Below are 19,048 nucleotides of genomic sequence, written 5' to 3'. Positions count from 1 at the left end.
CTTATGCGTTCCTCATGCAAAAACCTTTTAAGACCATTTTGCCTAACGGATTGACAGTTCTTCTGCAGGAAAATCATCAGGCCCCGGTGATCTCCCTCAATCTCTGGGTGAAAGTGGGCAGTGCCAGTGAAACTGATGACGAAGCGGGTCTCTGCCACGTTATGGAGCATATGCTTTTCAAGGGGACCCTGAAACGGCGGGTTGGAGAGATTGCGAGAGAGGTCGAGGCGGCCGGCGGCGACATCAATGCCTACACCTCCTTTGATGAAACCGTCTATTACATCAACATGGCGAGCCGTTTTTATGCCAAGGGACTGGATATTTTGGCAGATGCCGCACTCCACTCCCAGTTTGATGCCACTGAGCTGGCCCGCGAAAAAGAGGTGGTCGTGGAGGAGATCTCCCGCTCGGAAGACAACCCGAGCCGCCTGGTCGGCGAACACCTCTTCCGCGAGGCGTTCACCACCCATACCTACGGCCGACCGATCGCCGGATCCCGTGAGACGGTCCGTTCCTTTCCCCGCGAAAAGATTCTGGACTTTTTTCATCGCTGGTACGTCGCCCCTAATATGTTGCTCGTCATCGTCGGCGATTTTCAAAGACAAAAAATTCTGGGAGAAATCGAAAAACTCTTTTCTCCCCTCTCTTCCCAAAAACCACCGGTTGTCGTCATCCCTCCAGAACCGGAACAGAAAATCTTCCGGTGCCATCTGGCCCCGATGAAGATTGAGGGGAATTATCTCGACATCGGCTTCCACATCCCTGGAATCCTCCATGAGGAGGTTCCTGTTCTGGATACCCTCTCCCATATTCTGGGCGGGGGGGAAAGTTCACGACTGGAACAGGTGGTCAAGGAAAAAAAGCAACTGGTCTCTTCCATCTATGCCTCTGCCTACACACCCAAAGACCCCTGTCTCTTTCTGGTCGGTGCCCTTTTCCCGAACGGAAAACTGTACAAGGCCTCGGAAGCAATCGCCCAGGAAATGGAGCAGATCAAAAAGGAGACGGTCTCCCTTCAGGAACTGGAGCGGGCCAAGGCGAATATCAAGAGCTCCCTTATTTACGAGAGAGAAACGGTGGAGGGGATCGCCCGAAAAATCGGCTTCTTCGAGGGGATTACCGGCGACTTTCACTTTGAAGAGCTCTATTATCAAAGGATTGAGACGGTCACGCCGGAGGCGATCCGGGAGGCGGCCCGGAAATACTTTCGTCTGGAGAATATGACCTCCGCCCTTTGCTTCCCTGAAAAACAGAAAATCACTCAAAACCGGTTGCAGTCAGCCTTTCAGGACGGTTTCAACAAAAAAACGGGGCTCCCCTCTTCTAAAAGACAGATCACCCTCGAAAAACTTAAAAATGGGGCCTCTCTGATCTTCCGTGAAAACAGGACCGTTCCGGTGGTCTCGCTCCGAACCGCCTCACTGGGCGGCCTTCGTTTGGAAAATAGGACGAATAACGGGATTAATCACCTCTTGTCGCTTGTCTGGAGTAAAGGGACAGCCACCCGCTCCTCGCAGGAGATCTCCGAACAGGCCGAGGCGCTTTCAGGGGGTTTTTCAGCCTATGGGAGCCGCAACACACTAGGGCTCAAGGCTACGTTTCTGGCGAGCCACATGGCGGAGGGGATTCAACTCTTTACCGAACTGCTCCTTCACCCGAGTTTTCCCGAAGAAGAAATTAAAAAAGAAAAGACCAATGTCCTTACGGAAATCAAGAGCCAGGAGGATTCTCTCCCCTCGGTTGCCTTCAAGGAGTTCCTAGCCCAACTTTATCCGAAACACCCTTACGGCCTCCCCGGTTTAGGGACACGCAAAACAGTCCCCTCACTCTCTCACCCGATGTTGGTAAACCACTACAGGAAGACGTTGACCGCCAGGAACCTGGTCATTGCCGTTTCCGGCGATTTCCAAACGGAAGAATTAAAGGCAAGACTTGCGGAAAAACTCGAATCACTCCCGGCCGGGAACCTTGGATTTCGTCTTCCCCTCCAGCCAACCCCCCCAAAAAATCTTCAGGAGAGAACCAGCCGCCGTGACAAAAAACAGGCCCACATTGTCCTTGGATTTCTGGGGACCCGGATCAATAGCCCTGACCGGTATTCCCTGGAGGTGCTGAACTCCATTCTTGCCGGCCAAGGGGGGCGCCTTTTCCTCGAGTTGCGTGACAAGAAGGGGCTGGCCTATGCCATCTCTTCGCAATCGCAGGAGGGGATTGAACCCGGCTTCTTCTCCGTTTATATGGGAACTGATCCTAAAAACGTGGAGGTGGCAATCGACGGGATTCGACAGGAATTGGAAAAGATCAGCACCGATTTCGTCTCCGTGGAAGAGCTGGGTCGGTCTCAAAATTACATTGCCGGAAACTACGAACTAGACCTCCAGAAAAACAGTTCCGTAGCGGCACTCCTCGCCACTGACAGGATCTACGGCCTTCCCCTTGAGGAGTTCAGCGAATACCCCAAAAAGATCCGCGAGGTCACCCGTCAGGATGTTTTGGAGGTCGCCAGAAAATACCTGAAATTGGATCAGGCGGTGTTGTCGATCGTCAGGCCTTAGGTAAAAATTCCTTGAGGGGACATCTCTCACAATCCGGCTTCGTCTTGCAGAAATTTTTTCCGATCATGACGATTAAGGCATGGAACTCGTTATAGAGCTTTCGATCTTCGGGGAGGTGTGAGGTCAAATACTCCTGGACCTGGTCGTAGTCCGCTTCTTCGTCAATCATCTCATGCCGTAAAAGAATCCTCTTGGTATAGGCGTCCACGACAAAAACCGGCTTATTCCCGGCATAAAGAAGGATAGAATCGGCCGTCTCCTTGCCGATCCCGGAAACATTGAGGAGTTTTTCTCTCAAAGTTTCCAGACGCTCCTCAAACATCCGGTTAAGGTTTCCCTCGTATTCATCGATCAAGAATTTGAGAAAATTTCTGAGCCGCTTCGTCTTGATATTAAAATACCCGGCCGGGCGGATCAGTTCGGCGAGCTGTCGCGGCGAGAGGGCGTAAATCCGGTGAGGGTCAAGAAGATCTTTTGATTTCAGATTAACGATCGCCTTTTCGACATTTTGCCAATTGGTGTTTTGCGTCAGGATCGCCCCGACACAGACCTCAAAAGGGGTCTCTCCGGGCCACCAATGCTGGGGGCCCAAGGCCTTAAGGGCGGTTTCATAATATAAAAGAAGAGGATTTCTCACAAAAAAACTCCCCCTCCCTCGATGGGAGGGGATAAAGGGGAGGGTGACAACGAGGTCATTTTAGGTAGCGGGTGTTTCAGCAGCAGGAGCCGGCGCCTTTTTGGGAGCCTCTTCCGTCTTGATCCCGGCATGTTCCGTACAAAGAGACCCCAATTTTCTCGGTTTGCGGCACCCTTCCGAAACACAGGTCTTGTAACGGGGGTGGGCCAGCTCCCCATGACGCCATTTCTTGTAATGAACTGTACAATACCCCTTGGCTCGGTAGGGTCTCTTGCACCCTTCATTCTTGCATTTCTTTTCTTTATTGTTTTCCATTTTATTCTCCTATAACCCCTTTGACCACATTCACACGCCAGGAATGATCCCGACAATCGACCTGAACCGTCCCCTTAAAACGGGAAACCATTGTTGCCCGGCAATCGGTTGCTTCAGGCTCCTGGAGAAGAACCGCCTGGAGCGCCCTCTGTTTATCCCCCTTGTCAAACCGTCCTTGCAACCAACTGAGGGTAACGAGCCCGACAACAACGACAAGCCCCGCCAACAGATACCGCAAAAACCTCAATGCGACTCCTTTTTCAGAAGCCCTTCCAGTTTTTTGCGATCCTCCGAATTGAGGTTTTCCATCGGCTTTTCAGCCCCCTCCTTGTTCAAAAATTTATCCAGTTGTTCGCCAACCGTTTCCCGGCCAAACCGTACAATCTCCTGGATCAACGGGGCACGGTAAAATTCAAGGAGGTGCTCTTTGACCGGTTTCCCCTCGTAAGGGATTTTCAGAATCCAAAGGATCAGGAAAACGGCGGCCGTCCAGAAAAGGATCTTTTTGAGGAGCCAGAACATGAGGGAGTATCATCGCTCCAATTCAGTTTTTGTCAAGTGGACATAGAAAGGTTATTTTGTTAGGATCCCTCCCCTATGGAACCGGTGTCGCCCGTCCAGAAGAACAGCCCGTCCCCTCCCCTCATAACCCTCTCTCCGACCCGTAAACCGCGTGTCCTGATCGTGGATGACAATCAGGCGAATCTGGAACTCTTTCGGATGCAGCTCAAGGCCTTCGATTACGATCTGGAGAGCGCCTATGACGGAATCGAGGCGTTGGAAAAGGTCAAAAACTGGCACCCGGACCTGATCCTCCTCGATCTGATGATGCCCCGAATGAACGGCTACGAGGTCTGCAAAACCCTGAAGGGGGACAAGAACACACAGTTCATCCCGATCATCATCGTTACCGCCCTCCGGGAATTGACGGACAAACTCAAGGCGATTGAAATCGGCGCCGATGATTTTCTGATCAAGCCGTATAACAAGCTGGAGTTGACCACGCGCGTCCGGTCTCTCCTGCATATGAAAGAATTGTATGATGATCTGGACTCCAGCGAGAACATCCTCTTTTCACTCGCACGAGCCCTGGAGGCGAAGGACGTCTACACCCGCGGTCATTCCGAAAGGGTCGCCGTTTATGCCCTGAAACTGGCCCGGGCGATCGGGCTTTCGGATAAGGATCAGGAGTATATCCGCAAGGGGGCCCTTCTTCATGATATCGGCAAGATCGGCGTCAAAGAAGAAATACTCCACAAGCCGGGGCCGCTGACCCCCGAAGAATGGGCCCATGTGCAATCCCACCCCCAGAGGGGTTTTGAGATCTGCAAGGGGCTCAAATCGCTGCAGCCCTGCCTCTGTGTCATCCACAATCACCATGAGAATTTCGACGGAAGCGGTTACCCCGAGAAGGTCAAGGGGGAAGGAATCCCGCTTGCCGGGCGGATTGGAGCCATTGTCGACAGTTTCGACGCGATGACAACCGATCGGCCGTACCGGAAAGGGATGAAATTCGAGGAGGCGCTGAAGATTCTTGAAAATGAGAGAAACAGCGGACAGTGGGACCCCCACCTGCTGGACATTTTCATAAAAATCCTCAAGACCGAACGCGACCTCTGACGTGGCAATCCTCGACTCTTTACTAATAACCCTCACCCACCGCCCTTATATCTTCCTCTTTCTCGCAGGATTTCTGGTGACCAGCGGGTTGAGTCGGGGGGGACGCCAGACATTTCTTTTCCTCCTGATCGGTTATACCGTCGCCCTCGCCTCCGAGGCAAGCTCCATCCGTAATGGATTCCCGTATGGACGATATTTCTATCTTTATGAAAATATGCCGGGCGAAACGATGGTCTTTGGAGTTCCCCTCTGGGATTCCCTCTCTTATGTCTTTATGGCCTACGCGAGTCTGGCGATGGCGGAATTTCTCCATCATTTTCCCCTCCCCCTCCGATGGGGGAGGGTGAGGGAGAGGGTGGCCCTGGGATCACCCTCCCCTTCATCCCCTCCCATCAAGGGAGGGGAGATTATTTTTTCGGCTTCCCTCCTGATGGTCGTACTCGATCTCCTGGCCGACCCGCTCGCCTACCGCGGTGACCGATGGTTCTTGGGAAAGATCTATGACTACGCCTCACCCGGTCTTTATTTCGGCATTCCCCTTTCTAATTTTGCCGGCTGGTTTTTGGTGGCGCTGGTGATTTTTTCGGTGTTTTCGTGGGTTAGTAAAAAAATCCCCCTTAGTCCCCCTTTGACAAAGGGGGAAACAGGGGGATTTACAGGCCCTCTGCTCTACGGTGCCATTGTCCTCTTTAATCTGACCCTGACCCTCTGGATCGGAGAATTTTTCCTGGCCCTTTGTGGGGTGTTTTGGCTGGCGATCGGTTTTAGTCTAATCTTCTTTCTCTCTCGCCGTCGGCGTCATGGCTGAGAATCTTTGGGATTGATTCGACAATCGTCTCCAGATGAACCGGTTTCTTCCAGACGGCATAAAGATTTTTCAGGGTCTCCTTGGCGTAATCGATCCGGAGATCAACCCCCTCATGTTGCTGTTTCAGGTAGAGTTCTCCCCGTCCCTCGTAGTTGTCATCCACCTTCTGGATAACCGGTTGGCCGATGTTTGTCAGGCCTTGCAGGAGTTTCTCCTTCACCTTTGGAAAATCACGGTCGGTGATCTCATAGGTACCGGTATTGGGGTTGTAGGCATAGGTGTAGAGTTTGTTCCGCCGGCAAAATTCCTCCGTGAGAAAGGCATCCATGAAGGTAACATCGGTATGAAACTTCCGGACCTCAAAGACCTTCTCCCGCCCCTGCCCCAGTTTCCTGTCCCATTTCTGTTTCTCCACCATGGAGGGGCATTCTTCATACTCCTTGCCAAACTTCCCCTTGTTCCAGCGCTCTTCGACATCCTTGAAAAGTTCCATTCCGATCTTGTACGGATTGAGTTTCCCGGCGCTCGGTGCCAGTGTTCCTGAGTGGTGGTCGGCATAGTCGATCAGTTCATTGTCATGGAGTGCCTTCTCCGTCATGATCTTGGAATGCCAATAGGCGGCCCACCCCTCGTTCATGATCTTGGTCGCCGCCTGCGGGGCAAAATAATACGCTTCCTCCCGAATCACGGAAAGGATTTCCTGTTGCCAGGTCTCCAGGGGGGCTTTTTCAAGAAGCACAAGGAGGAGGTCCCTCGGGCTCCCCGGATTCTGGTAATCGATCAGGTTGTCCAGGGAGAGACAGGTGTCACAGAAGTCCTCGACCGCTTCCATCCCGTGAGCGGACATCAGGCGAAAAACCTTGGCCCGGTGGTTTCCCATCTCGTCGATCATTTTCCGGTTGGTCTTGGCAAAGGCGTGATTGTTTTTGAAAAAATCGGAGTGCCCATAAACGTGCGCCATCACCGTCTTCTGGTCCACCGGGCTGTTCGCCTCCAGGAGGTAGGCGTAACAAGGGTCGTTGTTGATCACCATTTCATAGATCTTGGTCAGCCCGTAGGAATAACTCTTGGAAAGCTGTTCGTACTGCATCCCGAACCGCCAATGCGGGTAGCGATTGGCAAACCCGCCGTAGGAGGCGATCACGTTCATCGCGTTGAAATCAACCACCTCAAAAACAACCTCAAAAAAGTCGAGACCATAGGCGACCGCATGTTCCCTGATCTCGTCACGAAACCGCCTGTAGGAGTTCTCCAGTGTCATTGTTACCTGGGTGAATCACCCTTGCCTGAACCAGGTTTGCCTAAAAAGGTCTTGATCGATTCATAGATCGCCTCGCGCGAGGGGATCTTCGAGGTAATCACCTGTTTGTGTTCGGTAAAGCGCTCCAACAGGTCTTTCAAAAACTGGCCGCTGCCGTATTCACTTTCCACCTGTCCGTAACAGAAAACGTTCACACGGGGGAGCATCTGCTCTTCCAGAAGCCGGAGACACTCCAGGGTATCGTTGCCGGACCAGTTGTCCCCATCGGAGAAGTGGTAGACGTACACATTCCACTCAGAAAGGGGGTAATCCTTGTCAATCAATTCCAGGCAAAGTTTGTAGGCCGAAGAGATGATCGTCCCGCCGGATTCACGGGTATGGTAGAAGGTCTCCTGGTCCACCTCCCGTGCCACGGCGTCATGGACGATATAGCGGCTTCGCAACCCTTTGTAGTGCGACCGGAGCCAGGTATCAATCCAGAACGACTCAATCCTGACCACCTCCTTCTGCTCGTTGCCCATCGAGCCGCTGACATCCATAAGGTACATGATGACGGCACTTCGTTCCGGCCGCTTGACATCCTTCCAGCTGCGGAAACGGCGATCTTCGTGGATCGGAGTGACCAAGGGGCGTCTCGCGTTATAGGTTCCCGCAATAATCTCTCTTTTGAGCGCCTGTTTATAGGTCCTTTTAAAATGGCGCAAGGAGTCCGGCCCGATCGGGCTGACACTCGTGTAGCGGTCCTTGTCAGCCACAAGGTTGTCCTGACCTTTGGGTTCGATCGCCGGCAGTTCCAGTTCCTCCCCCAGGATACTGGCCAGCTCCTCCAGGCTGACATCAACCTCAAGAATATGCTGTCCCGGCTGATCCCCCGCCTTCTTCTCTCCCCCCTCCACCTCCTCCACACCAATAACCGTCCCCGGCTGGCCATCTCCTTGACCAACGCCTCCCGCCTGGCGGCTTCCGTAGGTAAAGTGAGGGATGTCAATTTGAGGGAGGGGAACGCTGATCAGATCTTTGCCCTGCTTGCCGATCAGCTCCCCCTTGACGATGAACTTGCGGAGTTCCTTCCTGATCTTGCCCCGGATGATCTGCTTGAACCGGCTATAGTCTTGATCGATTTTGACGGGCATTCAAGCCGTCCCCTTGGTATCCCCGCGAGCAAAGATGCTGGCAACATAGTTCAGGATATCGGCCGAACAGGTATCGCAGTAGCCGTAATTCTTGGTCAGACGGGCCCGGACGACATCGATCTTCTCCTGTGTGGAACGATCCACGGCGTTCGTCAAAAGGCTTGTCAATTTCAGGGTGTCCTTTTGATCCTCAAAAAGTTTGAGTTCGAGCGCCCGGTGGAGTCGTTCGTTGGTCTTGAAGTTAAAGGTCTTCCCCTCGAGCGCGAGGGCCCCGATGTAGTTCATAATCTCACGGCGAAAATCGTCCTTGCGCGACTCCGGGATGTCAATCTTTTCCTCAATGGCGCGCATCAGACGCTCATCCGGCTCTTCGTACTGGCCGCTATACCGGTTCTTTACCTTTTCACGCTGGGTGCAGGCCTTGACATTGTCAATGTAATTGCCGCAGATTCGCATGATCGCTTCTTCGTCCGCCGCCACGGCTCGTTGAACCTCACTTTTGACAATTTCGTCATATTCGTCCTTCACCACGGAAAGAAGTTCCATATATTTTTTCCTCTGTTCCTCGTTCCGGATCAGGGAGTGATGCTTGAGACCGCTTTCCAGCTCGTTCAACACCATGAACGGGTTGACGCAGGTCTCGATCCGGTCAAGAACAAGGGCATTGGAGATCTTGTCCTGGATGTAGCGGGGAGAGATCCCATCCAACCCCTCCCGAATCGTCTCTTTGCGCAGTTCCTTGACGTTATCCTCGGTAAAACCGGTCACCAGTTTGCCGTCATAGAGTTTTAATTTCTGCAAAAGCGTCATGTTCATCTTCTTTGGCTCTTCCAGACGGGTCAGGATTGCCCACATCGCCGCCATTTCCAGGGTATGAGGGGCAATATGTTTCCCCTTGATCCTCTCGGCGTTAAAGTCCCTTTCGTAGATCCTCACCTCCTCGGTCAGCTTCGTGATGTAAGGAACATCAATCTTCATCGTCCGATCACGCAACGCCTCCATGTATTCGTTGTTTTGCAGTTTCCGGTATTCGGCCTCGTTCGTGTGCCCAAGAATTACTTCATCAACATCCGTTTGCGCAAATTTTTTCGGTTTGATCTTGTGTTCCTGCGAGGCCCCGAGAAGATCGTAGAGAAAGGCGACATCCAGTTTCAGGACTTCGATAAATTCAATAAGGCCCCGATTGGCGATATTGAATTCGCCGTCAAAGTTGAAGGCCCGCGGGTCCGAGTCGGAACCGAATTCGGCGATCTTTCGATAATTGATGTCGCCGGTCAGTTCGGTCGAGTCCTGGTTTTTTTCATCCTTCGGCTGGAAGGTCCCGATCCCGACACGATCTTTCTCGGACAAAACCAGACGCCGAACCCGGATATGATTCAAGACCTTGGTCCAGTCCCCCTTGTAGTGGGCCGTCAGCTCGCGGAAGAGCCAGCGGCAGGGAGGGCAGAGGTCTCCCTCCACGACTACTTTTTGTCCTTCTGGAAGGTCGCGGTTAATCTCTTTGAGCATCTTGTCCCGAATATCGGGGGGGATCAGTTTGAGCGGCTCTTCATGCATCGGGCAATCGATCCTCTCGGAACCGGCGAAGATCCGGTGGTCTTCGACCCCATTTCGTTTCCACCAGAAGGTATAAAGGGCCCCTTCGGCGGTCCTGGAATAGGCCTCCATCCCCTTTTTTAAAAGCCGGGCGATGGTGCTCTTGGAGCTCCCAACCGGTCCGTGGAGGAGGATGACCCTTTTTTCCGGGCCGTACCCCCTCGCCGCCGCCTTGAAGATATTCACCATTTTCATCAAAGGAACGTCGAGTCCGAAGATCGCGTCCTTGCCGTTATCCAGCGGGTCCTTGAAGAAGTGGTAACGGGTCACCGGCTTTTTGGTGTCGATGTACTCTTCCGTCCCATAGGAGAGGATCATGTCATAGATCCTCTGAAAGGCGGTCCTTGCCAGCCTGGGGTTCTTGCGAAATAGCGTCAGGTAATCCTCCAAACTCCCATCCCAGGAGAGCTCTTGAAACTCCCTCGCATTATTAAACTGCTTGATGAGCGACATCATTTCCATGGAGCCCTCCATAAAATTTGTGTGGGATCCTCACTAGTTACACTATACCACATTTTTGGAAGTCGATACAAGATATTGAATTGCCCCAGCGAATAGGCTACGAATCTCCTCTGATGGAGGCCATCGCCCAGAACCTGGAAAAGATCCGTTCCCGCTTGGCAGTAGGGGCGGTTCGCGAACCGCCCCTACTCATCGCGGTTTGCAAAGGACAACCTAAAGAAAAGATCCTTGAGGCGATCGCCGCCGGACAAATTGATTTTGGGGAAAATTATGCGCAGGAGCTGATGGGCAAATATAATGCCTTATTAGAAAATCCCCCTTCATCCCCCTTTGTCAAAGGGGGGGACGGGGGGGGATTTTTGATAAAGACAGGACCCGTCCGTATAATTCGCTGGCACTTTATCGGCCACCTCCAAACCAACAAGGTCAAACAGGTGATCGACAAGGTGGAATGGATCCATTCGGTCGATTCAGAAAAACTGGCCCGTGAGATCGATAAACAGGCCTCCGCCATTGGAAAGAGACAGAAAATTTTGATCGAGGTTAATCTTGCAGGGGAATCAAGCAAGACCGGCATCAGCCAAGAAGGGCTTTTCTCCCTTATTACCGTCTGTCACAACCTCCCCTCCATTTCACTTCACGGCCTGATGACCCTGCCGCCGCCGGCCAAGGACCCGCGCCCCTACTTCCGGCGACTCAAGGAAACAGTGGACGAGATCAATCAAAAAAAGCTATACCGATCCCCCTTGACGGAGCTTTCGATGGGGATGACCGATGATTATGAGGTCGCATTGGAAGAAGGGGCCACGATGATCCGGATTGGAACAGGGGTCTTTGGAAAACGTATCCCCTCTCCTTAGATAAGGAGAGGGTTAGGGAGAGGTCTGATGAAAAAAATCAAAATCGGCTTTGTCGGTGCCGGTAAGATGGCGGAGGCGATTCTTGCCGGACTGATTGCCGAAAAAAAATATCGCCCTTCCGAAATTGGGATCACCACCGGAACCGTCCCAAGACGGATCCACTTAAAAAAGAAGTACGGCGTCGTCAGCTTCCCCTCCAACCCCTTATTGGTCGCCTCAGCCCCTATTATTGTGCTTGCGGTGAAACCCCAGATGATGAAGGAAGTTCTTCCGGAAATCCGACCGTTTGTCCGGACGAACCAGCTCTATATTTCTATTGCCGCTGGCAAAGAGACCCGATTTTTTAAAAAAGAGCTGTCGCCCCGATTAAAAATTATCCGAACCATGCCGAACAACCCGAGCCTCGTCCGTTCTGGCACAACAGGGCTGTACGCCCCTCCTGGCATCAGTCCTCAAGATCGCAAAATGGCGCAGGGGATCATGCAAGCGGTTGGACATACCGTTTGGGTCAAAAAGGAGAATCATCTGGATACCGTCACCGCCATTTCTGGGAGCGGTCCCGCCTATTTCTACACCCTGTTTGAAACTCTGATCCAATTCGGTAAGAAGAGGGGCTTAACGGAAGAGATGGCCAAAGAGCTCGCTTGCACAACAGCCATCGGAGCCGCCCGGATGACGCTCGAAACAGGGGTCCCTCCCCTCACCCTGCGGGACTGGGTCACCTCCAAAAAAGGAACAACCGAAGCGGCCCTGAAAGTCATGGCTCGTCGTCATTTCGCAGAAACATTAGAACAGGCCCTCGTAGCCAATGTGCGCCGTTCAGAAGAGTTAAGAAAGATTTAAGATGCATTTTGCCGGTTACCTCATCCTAACCTTCGCCAAAATTTTAAGTCTGATTCTGGAGATCTACACCTTTATCATCGCCGCCGCCGTCATCATCTCCTGGGTCAAACCGGACCCTTATAACCCGATTGTCCGTTTTCTCTATTCAGCCACGGCCCCTCTCTTTGGTTGGGTCAGAAGATTCTTGCCGACGGCGTTATTTCGGACCGGGATCGATTTCACCCCGATGATCGTTATATTCATCCTGATCTTCATCCAGACAACGGTGGTCGGCCTGCTTTTCGAGGCCGGAACCCGGTTTTTGGGCAAATAAACCATTGATTTATATCGGAACAGCCGTTAAAATGGTGACTAAAGTCCCAGCATGGGTGGGGAGGAAAGTCCGTGCCAGTCTATGAATATAAATGTGCGCAGTGTTCTCAAACATTTGAAATATCTCACAAAATTAGTGATAAACCGGTGCAAAAGTGTGGTCGTTGTGGGGGGAGGCTGGAACGGCTCATTTCTCAAACCTCTTTCAGTCTGAAAGGGTCTGGTTGGTACAAGGATGGGTACGCAACGCCCGTAGAAAAGAAAGTGGAAAAGAAAAAGGAACCTGAAAAAACGGAAGTTAAAAAAGAGGCCAAGAAGGGGTAAACCATGGTTGATCGTGTCGAGCGTCCCGATTCCCCCCTTTATCGCGTCCTGGAAACTGACAAGAGCGGTGATGAAGGAAAACGGCAACATCAGGGGGAAGAAGAGGATCAAAAAAAGAAGGATGCGTTCGGCCAAAAACAATCTTGGGCGAATCGCCCCTGGGAAAAGGTTATTGCCAAACCGGCCAATGTTCGGTCCGCGAACCCCCTCCTCACCAGTAAGGAGATGATCCGGGCCGGGATGAATCATACCCCTGAGGAAGAAGAAGACAAGTCATGGACCTGGCGCCTCAAACATGCCCCGCTAGTGGCGTTAGGGGTGATTGATCTGGAACATCGACCCCGTTGGGGGATGATTGCGACTTACCTGCTGGGAATTTGCGGAGTCGTTGTTAGTCTGACTCTGCTGATAAGGCTCATTAACTAGTGAGCGAGTATTGGCCGGATCGGATTCATTCCGTCCGGCCAAACGGAGCGAATGATGCAATCTTTATTTAACAGATGGGGGTTTTAGGGGGAGAGTAGCATCTCCCCCTAACTATTATGGAACCGAAGCCATTCGGACGATACGTCCTCCTGGAAAAACTGGCCGTCGGCGGCATGGCCGAGATTTATAAGGCCAAGACCTATGGTGTCGACGGTTTTGAAAAACTGCTCGCCATCAAGAGGATTTTGCCCCATTGCGCCGCCGACAAGGAGTTCATCAACATGCTGGTGGATGAGGCCAAACTGACCGTCCTTCTCTCCCATGCCAACATTGTGCAGGTCTATGACCTGGGAAAGGTCGGCGACGACTACTTCATCTCCATGGAATATATCAATGGCACCAACATGAGGGAGATGATGATCCGCACCTCCAAAGCCGGTGAAGGGATCGCCGAGGATCTTGCGGTCTATATTGTCAGTGAAATGTGCAAGGGGCTTGATTACGCCCACCGTAAAACCAACAATGACGGTTCGCCTCTCAACATCGTGCACAGGGATATCAGCCCGCAGAATATCCTGATCTCCTATGAAGGGGAGGTCAAGATCGTCGATTTCGGAATCGCCAAGGCGGCCTTGAACGTCTCCCACACGATGGCCGGGATCCTCAAAGGTAAAATTGCCTACATGTCTCCGGAACAGGCCTTGGGGAAACCGATCGACAACCGAACCGACATCTTCTCAGCAGGGGTCGTCCTCTATGAACTCCTGACCGGAGAAAAACTTTATCAGGGAGAAACCCAGTTTGAGGTCTTGCGCAAGATCCGCTCCACCCGGGTCAATACAACGGCGTTGCCGGACTCGATCCCCGGACCGCTCAAGGGGATCCTGGTCAAGGCGCTTGCCTATCAGGCGAAGGACCGCTACCAGACCGCCGGCGATTTTCAGTTGGACCTGACCAAATACCTCTACTCCTCCCATACCGATTTCTCCCCCCGCCACCTCGCCTCCCTCGTGCAGAAATATTTTGCCCAGGAACTGAAGGAACGGAAGCGGGACCAGTCCCCCGCCGCCTTGGATGAGAAGACCCGGTCAGTCATCATCCGCGAGGCGGCCAAGGAGGAAATCGTCGTCAAAAGAGAGGATTCCGAACCGGAAATCGAGTCGACTCAGGGGGCGATCCTGAAAGAGGCAGGAACGGCGGCCACAAGCCCCTCCCTGACAAGGAAGAAGTCAAAGATTGTCCCCATCGGGATTTCTCTCTTTGTAGCGATCGGCTTGGCGATCGGCGGCGTCGTTTTGTTCAAAAAGACTGGCGTCAAACCGAAAACCGGAGAACCGGTGACCCAACAAGCCCCGGCCACCCGAACAACACCACCCGCGGAAACAGGACTGGGAACATTGCAGATCGTGACCGATCCACCGGGAGCCCTGGTTTTTCTCAATAACAACCCGACCAATCTTGTCACCCCGGCAATACTCAAGAATCTCTATGTCGGGGAGAACTACCACATCAAGGTCACCCGGGAGAAGTACCGCGATATGGAAAAACAGGTAACCGTCAACTCCGAACAGCCGATCCTCGTGGAGGGAAAGTTACAACCACTCCCGTTGGGGGTTGTGGAAATTGTCTCTAACCCCTCTGGGGCTAAAATCCTGCTGAACGGTCAGGAGCTCGGGCGTGAAACACCGGCCCGTGTCGAAAACCTGGAACTGAACAAGCCATACACCCTGAAGCTGGTGAAAGACCAATTTTCCGAATGGAACAGCCCGGTAGAGATCAAGGGGTTTGATCCTGTCAGACTGGAGGCGGCCCTGATCCCGCTTCCGAAACCGGCAACCCCCACACCGATCCCGCCTGTTCCTGCAACACCCAAGGGTGATTCACCCAAACCTCAAGCTCCTCCACAGGCCACGATCAAAAAGGAATTAAAACCTCCCCCGCCACCACCTCCTGTCGTTCAGGAAAAGAAAGTGGAACCGCCACCCCCGGCGGCAGAAGAAAAACCAAGTGGGCCGTTTAAATATGCGAGCCTCAATCTGAAGTCGGAACCCTCCGGTGCTGAAGTCTATGTCAATGGCGAATTTAAGGGAAATACCCCTCTGAAGGTGAGTGATATTACCCCCGGCAGTGTCAAGCTGACCGTTTCCAAGGAGGGGTTGATGAAGTACAACACGCAGATCCGTCTGGAATCGGGTGAGTCAAAAAGCCTTGGCACCATCCAGTTGGGGTCTATGTACGGAGAGGTCAGCATTAGTTCCGACCCCCCTCGAGCCAATGTTATTTTCGACGGGGAACAGATCGGACCTAAAACCCCTGTCACCATTAAAAAGGTCCCGAGGGACCGGCCTCATTCAGTCCGTCTCCAGTTGGGCGGCTATCGGGGCTGGGAATCAACCTTTGACCTGAAGGATGACCCCGGCAAGAAGTATAATGTCACTCTAGAAAGGGAATAATATGGCGAACAAGCCGTCGGGTGGATCACCCATTGAAACCGACACACAGCTCCTGGCGATTGATGAAAACAAGGAGCTGATCTCTCTCCGCAAGTGCCGCCTTGAAGTCATCGGCGGCCCAGGTAAGGATAAAAAGATCGACCTCAACAAACCGGTCAAGATCGGCAAGAAGGAGGACAACGACCTTGTCATCGATGACAAGACAGTTTCCCGCAATCACTTCGAGATCCTGCAGGCCGACGACCGTTTTCTCCTCCGCGATCTGGAAAGCACCAACGGCACGACTATCAATGATATCCGGGTCAAGGAGGCGTATCTTTCCCCCGGCGATATTATCCGGATCGGGAACACAAAAATAGAGTTTGTCGCCTTTGATGAAAAGATCCAGATGGAGCCGTCCAAGAAGGAGGCGTTCGGGGAACTGACCGGCCAGTCCCGCAAGATGCGGCAGATCTTCGGCATCCTTGAAAAAATTGCACCCACCAATACAACCGTCATCATTGAAGGGGAAACGGGAACCGGGAAAGAGGTCGTCGCCAGGGCGATCCATGAGCAGAGCACCCGGAAAAACAAGTCCTTCGTGGTTTTTGATTGCAGTGCCGTGGCAGAAAATCTGATCGAGTCAGAGTTGTTCGGGCATGTGAAGGGCTCGTTTACCGGCGCCGTCGCCACCCGCAAGGGGGCCTTTGAGGAGGCGAACGGAGGGACCATCTTTCTGGATGAAATCGGCGAGCTCTCGATGGATCTCCAACCTAAACTCCTCCGGGCATTGGAGCAAAGAGAGGTCAAAAAGGTCGGCTCCAACGAAACCGCCTCCATTGATGTACGGGTGATCTGCGCCACTAATCGGAATCTCAAAAAAGAGATCGCCGATAGCAACTTTCGGGAAGACCTCTACTACCGCCTTTCCGTCGTCAAGATCTCCCTCCCCCCCTTGCGCGAAAGGCCTGATGACATCCCGGTCCTGGTTGAAAAATTCCTGAAGACCGGAAAATTCAACATCCTTCCGGACGGGAAATTAAAAGTCACCCGCGTGGAGGACGAGGCCTTGAAGATGCTCACCCGTTACCAGTGGCCCGGAAACGTCCGGGAACTGATGAATGTGCTGGAACGGGCGGTCCCGCTCGTTGAGGCGAGCAGTATTGCGGCCAAACACCTGGCCTTTATCTTCCAGGAACTGGAGCGGGAGGATGAAGCGACCGAGCGGATGACGGTCGACATGGGGCTTCCTTTCAAGGAGGCCAAGCAAAAGGTGGTGGAGGGGTTCGAAAAGGACTACTTGGCCGCCCTGCTCCGGAGAAACAACTACAACATCTCCAAGACCGCCCGCGAGGCCGGGATCGACCGAAAGCATATCCGGAACCTCCTGAAGAAGTACGGGATTTTGGATGCGACGGAGGATTAGCGAGGCCTACGAGTGGCGGACCGCGACGGCGGGACCTGTTTCGGCACCAAGGCCGCCTTTTTGAGGTCGAGATTCCTCTTCAGGGCGATCACGAGCGACCGGGCCCGGTTGGCCCAAAGGTTAGTCCCTTTGTTGTCCATCAGGATGGCGCTCCGGAAATCCTCCGCCGCCTTCTTGAAGTTTTCGGTCCGGAGGAGGATCTCGCCGCGATTGACCAGTGACGGAAGGTCCTTGGGCCTGAGGAAAAGGGCCTGGGAGTACTCCACGATCGCATCGACATACTGCCCCTGTTTCTGGAAGATAGAACCGAGGGCTGTCCGGTAATAGGCGTTCAGGTGGTCCAGTTCCGAGAGCATTTCAAAGATCTCCCTCGCCTCCTTGAGTCGGCCATGCTTCAGCTTGACATACCCCAGCTCGGCCACCTGTTGCATTTTTTTAGGGGGGATTCCGTCCAGATCGGCAATCGAGAGTTTATTGTTGATAAACTTCAGAAGGGTCTCGGCGAGAAAACGGCGTCGGCCCGGGTTGGGGTCAAGAACGGTGTCAGTCATTCATTACCCCGCACCACCGGGCATTCTTCCAGAGATATGCAACCGGGTCTGATGCATCGACTGCATCATCTCCTTGGTGATGTTCTGAAAACGATCCCGATCCTGGGTCAGGGTCTGCAATTTCTGGTTGATCATCTGGGTGTCCACCATCATCGTTTGTTGCCGGTTTTGAAACATCGTCATTCGGGATAGATCACCACCGGTCCCGCCGCGCCCCATCTCCCGCGTGAACTGGTCCGCCAGGGCTCTCCTCTTTTGTTCATTGGTGGTATAGACATTCACCACCTGACGGATCCCCATCCCGTATTTATCGGTCATCATGGAGGCAATCGCCAGCAGGATGCTGATCGGGTCCGCCTTTCGGGCCACTAGCGAAGAGATGAACATCTTCCAATCATTTTCCTTCTTGGACCATTCCTGTTGCAACTGGCCGGAAAGGACGATATCGCTCGTTGCGAAATCCCCAGCCTTGAATTTATCCTCCCCGGACGTTCCCCCCGCCTGAGGGTTGTTTCTGAGGAGCTCCTCCACCTGACCCGCAAGATCACTCGAGGGGGAAGAGATATCCAAAGAAGCGGACCAGTCCTGGAGGCTCTTCCGATCCTCCGGTGGGATCTTGGGTGAACCACTCTTGGTAACCGAAAGGCTCCTGGGGTCCTCAAGCTCCGGCGGCGGGATTTCCCCAGACAGCGTCTTGAGCTCCGGCTTCTGCTCCATCTCAGTGAGACGGGCCGACTGCGCCGAAAGGAAGGAGGCGATCAAAGCCTTGTCCTTGATGATCTCCTCCGGCAGGCCGAGTTTTTCCAGTGTCCTTCCGGAGAGTGAAATATCAACATCCGCCGGCGGCGAGATTTTCCTGGATTCGGTGCGCATCGGATTGAGTTCAAGGGCCATTTATTTTTTCACCTTCTCGATGGTCTCCATCTGTTTCAAAAGCATTCGCGCCCGGTTTCCCCAGGCATCCTCCTGTTTGGGATCGCGGCCCGCCGCCTTTTTCAGGTCAATACGGGCTTCGTCATACAATCCCAATTTAAAATAGACCTCTCCCCGATTCGTATAGGAAACGGTATCATCCGGCTTGACATCGACGGCGATCGAATACTCCAACACCGCCTCCGGCCATTTTTCCTGACGCTGGTAGATCGCCCCCAGCATGGAATGATAGTAATAATTATCCGGGTCGAGGATCGCCAGCCCCTTGTAGATAATCTCGGCCTTGTCATAACGGGCGTTCTGGAACTGGTGATACCCCTCCTCCGCGATCTCGTGGAGTTTTTCGGGGGGAAGCGTAAAAAGATCGACCCACTTCATCTCTCCTGTCAAAAACGGACCGACCTGCTTTTTGATCTTTTTAACCTGCTCCGGGGGGAGTGATTCAAGTGCCTTTTGGATTTTTTTGACAAAAACTGGAGCTAGCGGACCCTCCTCGGCCACCCTCCCCTTTATCCCCTCCCGTCGAGGGAGGGGAGGTTTAGATTTTTGAACCG

General features: G+C 53.1%; 20 protein-coding genes. 10 read left to right on the top strand and 10 right to left on the bottom strand.

What is annotated here, in order from left to right:
* Positions 1–14 precede the first annotated feature (14 nt).
* Complete coding sequence (locus HYS22_08575) at positions 15–2,555, top strand: insulinase family protein (GenBank protein MBI1910207.1); 2,541 nt, start codon at positions 15–17, stop codon at positions 2,553–2,555.
* On the opposite strand, the gene HYS22_08570 is transcribed toward HYS22_08575, so the two are convergent.
* The 4 genes from HYS22_08570 to HYS22_08555 are packed head-to-tail and all read right to left on the bottom strand — an operon-like array spanning position 2,545 to position 4,029.
* Complete coding sequence (locus HYS22_08570; protein MBI1910206.1) at positions 2,545–3,192, bottom strand: endonuclease III domain-containing protein; 648 nt, start codon at positions 3,190–3,192, stop codon at positions 2,545–2,547. The genes HYS22_08575 and HYS22_08570 overlap by 11 nt on opposite strands.
* Positions 3,193–3,252: 60 nt before the next feature.
* Positions 3,253–3,507 (bottom strand): vegetative protein, encoded by a 255-nt coding sequence (locus tag HYS22_08565; protein ID MBI1910205.1) that lies wholly within the window; start codon positions 3,505–3,507, stop codon positions 3,253–3,255.
* 1 nt (position 3,508) lies between these two features.
* Positions 3,509–3,745 (bottom strand): hypothetical protein, encoded by a 237-nt coding sequence (locus HYS22_08560; protein MBI1910204.1) that lies wholly within the window; start codon positions 3,743–3,745, stop codon positions 3,509–3,511.
* A gap of 5 nt (positions 3,746–3,750) precedes the next feature.
* Positions 3,751–4,029: a hypothetical protein gene (locus tag HYS22_08555; protein MBI1910203.1), complete on the bottom strand. Its 279-nt coding sequence runs from the start codon at positions 4,027–4,029 to the stop codon at positions 3,751–3,753.
* A 75-nt stretch (positions 4,030–4,104) separates the two neighbouring features.
* Here HYS22_08555 and HYS22_08550 point away from each other — a divergent pair, with 75 nt between their 5' ends.
* Both HYS22_08550 and HYS22_08545 read left to right on the top strand, forming a co-directional pair.
* On the top strand, positions 4,105–5,127 hold the full coding sequence (locus tag HYS22_08550) for a response regulator (GenBank protein ID MBI1910202.1): 1,023 nt from the start codon (positions 4,105–4,107) through the stop codon (positions 5,125–5,127).
* A 1-nt stretch (position 5,128) separates the two neighbouring features.
* Positions 5,129–5,935, top strand: coding sequence for a carotenoid biosynthesis protein (locus tag HYS22_08545; protein MBI1910201.1), 807 nt, complete (start codon positions 5,129–5,131; stop codon positions 5,933–5,935).
* On the opposite strand, the gene HYS22_08540 is transcribed toward HYS22_08545, so the two are convergent.
* From HYS22_08540 to HYS22_08530, 3 genes are read right to left on the bottom strand one after another with little or no spacing between them, the layout of a single operon-like run.
* Complete coding sequence (locus tag HYS22_08540; protein ID MBI1910200.1) at positions 5,892–7,196, bottom strand: SpoVR family protein; 1,305 nt, start codon at positions 7,194–7,196, stop codon at positions 5,892–5,894. The two genes, HYS22_08545 and HYS22_08540, sit on opposite strands and share 44 nt — an antisense overlap.
* A 2-nt stretch (positions 7,197–7,198) precedes the next feature.
* The gene (locus tag HYS22_08535) at positions 7,199–8,329 is read right to left on the bottom strand and encodes a DUF444 family protein (protein ID MBI1910199.1); all 1,131 of its coding nucleotides are present in this window, start codon (positions 8,327–8,329) and stop codon (positions 7,199–7,201) included.
* Positions 8,330–10,399 carry a serine protein kinase gene (locus HYS22_08530; protein MBI1910198.1) on the bottom strand — a complete coding sequence of 690 codons (2,070 nt, stop codon included), beginning with the start codon at positions 10,397–10,399 and terminating at the stop codon, positions 8,330–8,332.
* Positions 10,400–10,500: 101 nt separating this feature from the next.
* Between HYS22_08530 and HYS22_08525 the strand changes: the two genes are divergently transcribed.
* The 7 genes from HYS22_08525 to HYS22_08495 all read left to right on the top strand — a co-directional run bounded on the left by HYS22_08525 (position 10,501) and on the right by HYS22_08495 (position 17,010).
* Positions 10,501–11,247, top strand: a complete 747-nt coding sequence (locus HYS22_08525) for a YggS family pyridoxal phosphate-dependent enzyme (protein ID MBI1910197.1) — start codon at positions 10,501–10,503, stop codon at positions 11,245–11,247.
* Positions 11,248–11,274: 27 nt separating this feature from the next.
* Positions 11,275–12,090: a pyrroline-5-carboxylate reductase gene (locus HYS22_08520; GenBank protein ID MBI1910196.1), complete on the top strand. Its 816-nt coding sequence runs from the start codon at positions 11,275–11,277 to the stop codon at positions 12,088–12,090.
* 1 nt (position 12,091) lies between these two features.
* Positions 12,092–12,403, top strand: a complete 312-nt coding sequence (locus tag HYS22_08515; protein ID MBI1910195.1) for a YggT family protein — start codon at positions 12,092–12,094, stop codon at positions 12,401–12,403.
* A gap of 71 nt (positions 12,404–12,474) precedes the next feature.
* Positions 12,475–12,726, top strand: a complete 252-nt coding sequence (locus tag HYS22_08510) for a zinc ribbon domain-containing protein (GenBank protein MBI1910194.1) — start codon at positions 12,475–12,477, stop codon at positions 12,724–12,726.
* A gap of 3 nt (positions 12,727–12,729) precedes the next feature.
* Entirely contained in the window at positions 12,730–13,152 is a 423-nt protein-coding gene (locus tag HYS22_08505; GenBank protein ID MBI1910193.1) for a hypothetical protein, read from the top strand.
* 116 nt (positions 13,153–13,268) lie between these two features.
* Positions 13,269–15,605, top strand: a complete 2,337-nt coding sequence (locus HYS22_08500) for a serine/threonine protein kinase (GenBank protein MBI1910192.1) — start codon at positions 13,269–13,271, stop codon at positions 15,603–15,605.
* Between the two features lies 1 nt (position 15,606).
* Positions 15,607–17,010: a sigma 54-interacting transcriptional regulator gene (locus HYS22_08495; protein ID MBI1910191.1), complete on the top strand. Its 1,404-nt coding sequence runs from the start codon at positions 15,607–15,609 to the stop codon at positions 17,008–17,010.
* Here the strand turns inward: HYS22_08495 and HYS22_08490 are convergent.
* Genes HYS22_08490 through HYS22_08480 form a run of 3 tightly spaced genes read right to left on the bottom strand, consistent with a single transcriptional unit; the run spans position 17,007 to position 18,995 of the window.
* Positions 17,007–17,561 (bottom strand): tetratricopeptide repeat protein, encoded by a 555-nt coding sequence (locus tag HYS22_08490; protein MBI1910190.1) that lies wholly within the window; start codon positions 17,559–17,561, stop codon positions 17,007–17,009. The genes HYS22_08495 and HYS22_08490 overlap by 4 nt on opposite strands.
* A 3-nt stretch (positions 17,562–17,564) precedes the next feature.
* The gene (locus tag HYS22_08485; protein ID MBI1910189.1) at positions 17,565–18,455 is read right to left on the bottom strand and encodes a hypothetical protein; all 891 of its coding nucleotides are present in this window, start codon (positions 18,453–18,455) and stop codon (positions 17,565–17,567) included.
* On the bottom strand, positions 18,456–18,995 hold the full coding sequence (locus tag HYS22_08480) for a tetratricopeptide repeat protein (protein ID MBI1910188.1): 540 nt from the start codon (positions 18,993–18,995) through the stop codon (positions 18,456–18,458).
* Between the last annotated feature and the right edge of the window lie 53 nt (positions 18,996–19,048).

This window comes from Deltaproteobacteria bacterium (genome assembly GCA_016177765.1).
GTDB lineage: Bacteria > UBA10199 > UBA10199 > JACPAL01 > JACOUP01 > JACOUP01.
This window is presented reverse-complemented; position numbering and strand designations above follow the sequence as displayed.

Bases quoted from the DNA above. Each gene is read 5' to 3' on its own strand.
- HYS22_08540 (MBI1910200.1), bottom strand. From the start codon at position 7,196: ATGACACTGGAGAACTCCTACAGGCGGTTTCGTGACGAGATCAGGGAA.
- HYS22_08525 (MBI1910197.1), top strand. From the start codon at position 10,501: ATGGAGGCCATCGCCCAGAACCTGGAAAAGATCCGTTCCCGCTTGGCA.
- HYS22_08500 (MBI1910192.1), top strand. From the start codon at position 13,269: ATGGAACCGAAGCCATTCGGACGATACGTCCTCCTGGAAAAACTGGCC.
- HYS22_08520 (MBI1910196.1), top strand. From the start codon at position 11,275: ATGAAAAAAATCAAAATCGGCTTTGTCGGTGCCGGTAAGATGGCGGAG.
- HYS22_08565 (MBI1910205.1), bottom strand. From the start codon at position 3,507: ATGGAAAACAATAAAGAAAAGAAATGCAAGAATGAAGGGTGCAAGAGA.
- HYS22_08530 (MBI1910198.1), bottom strand. From the start codon at position 10,399: ATGGAGGGCTCCATGGAAATGATGTCGCTCATCAAGCAGTTTAATAAT.
- HYS22_08535 (MBI1910199.1), bottom strand. From the start codon at position 8,329: ATGCCCGTCAAAATCGATCAAGACTATAGCCGGTTCAAGCAGATCATC.
- HYS22_08555 (MBI1910203.1), bottom strand. From the start codon at position 4,029: ATGTTCTGGCTCCTCAAAAAGATCCTTTTCTGGACGGCCGCCGTTTTC.
- HYS22_08505 (MBI1910193.1), top strand. From the start codon at position 12,730: ATGGTTGATCGTGTCGAGCGTCCCGATTCCCCCCTTTATCGCGTCCTG.
- HYS22_08495 (MBI1910191.1), top strand. From the start codon at position 15,607: ATGGCGAACAAGCCGTCGGGTGGATCACCCATTGAAACCGACACACAG.
- HYS22_08485 (MBI1910189.1), bottom strand. From the start codon at position 18,455: ATGGCCCTTGAACTCAATCCGATGCGCACCGAATCCAGGAAAATCTCG.
- HYS22_08515 (MBI1910195.1), top strand. From the start codon at position 12,092: ATGCATTTTGCCGGTTACCTCATCCTAACCTTCGCCAAAATTTTAAGT.
- HYS22_08550 (MBI1910202.1), top strand. From the start codon at position 4,105: ATGGAACCGGTGTCGCCCGTCCAGAAGAACAGCCCGTCCCCTCCCCTC.
- HYS22_08490 (MBI1910190.1), bottom strand. From the start codon at position 17,561: ATGACTGACACCGTTCTTGACCCCAACCCGGGCCGACGCCGTTTTCTC.
- HYS22_08575 (MBI1910207.1), top strand. From the start codon at position 15: ATGCAAAAACCTTTTAAGACCATTTTGCCTAACGGATTGACAGTTCTT.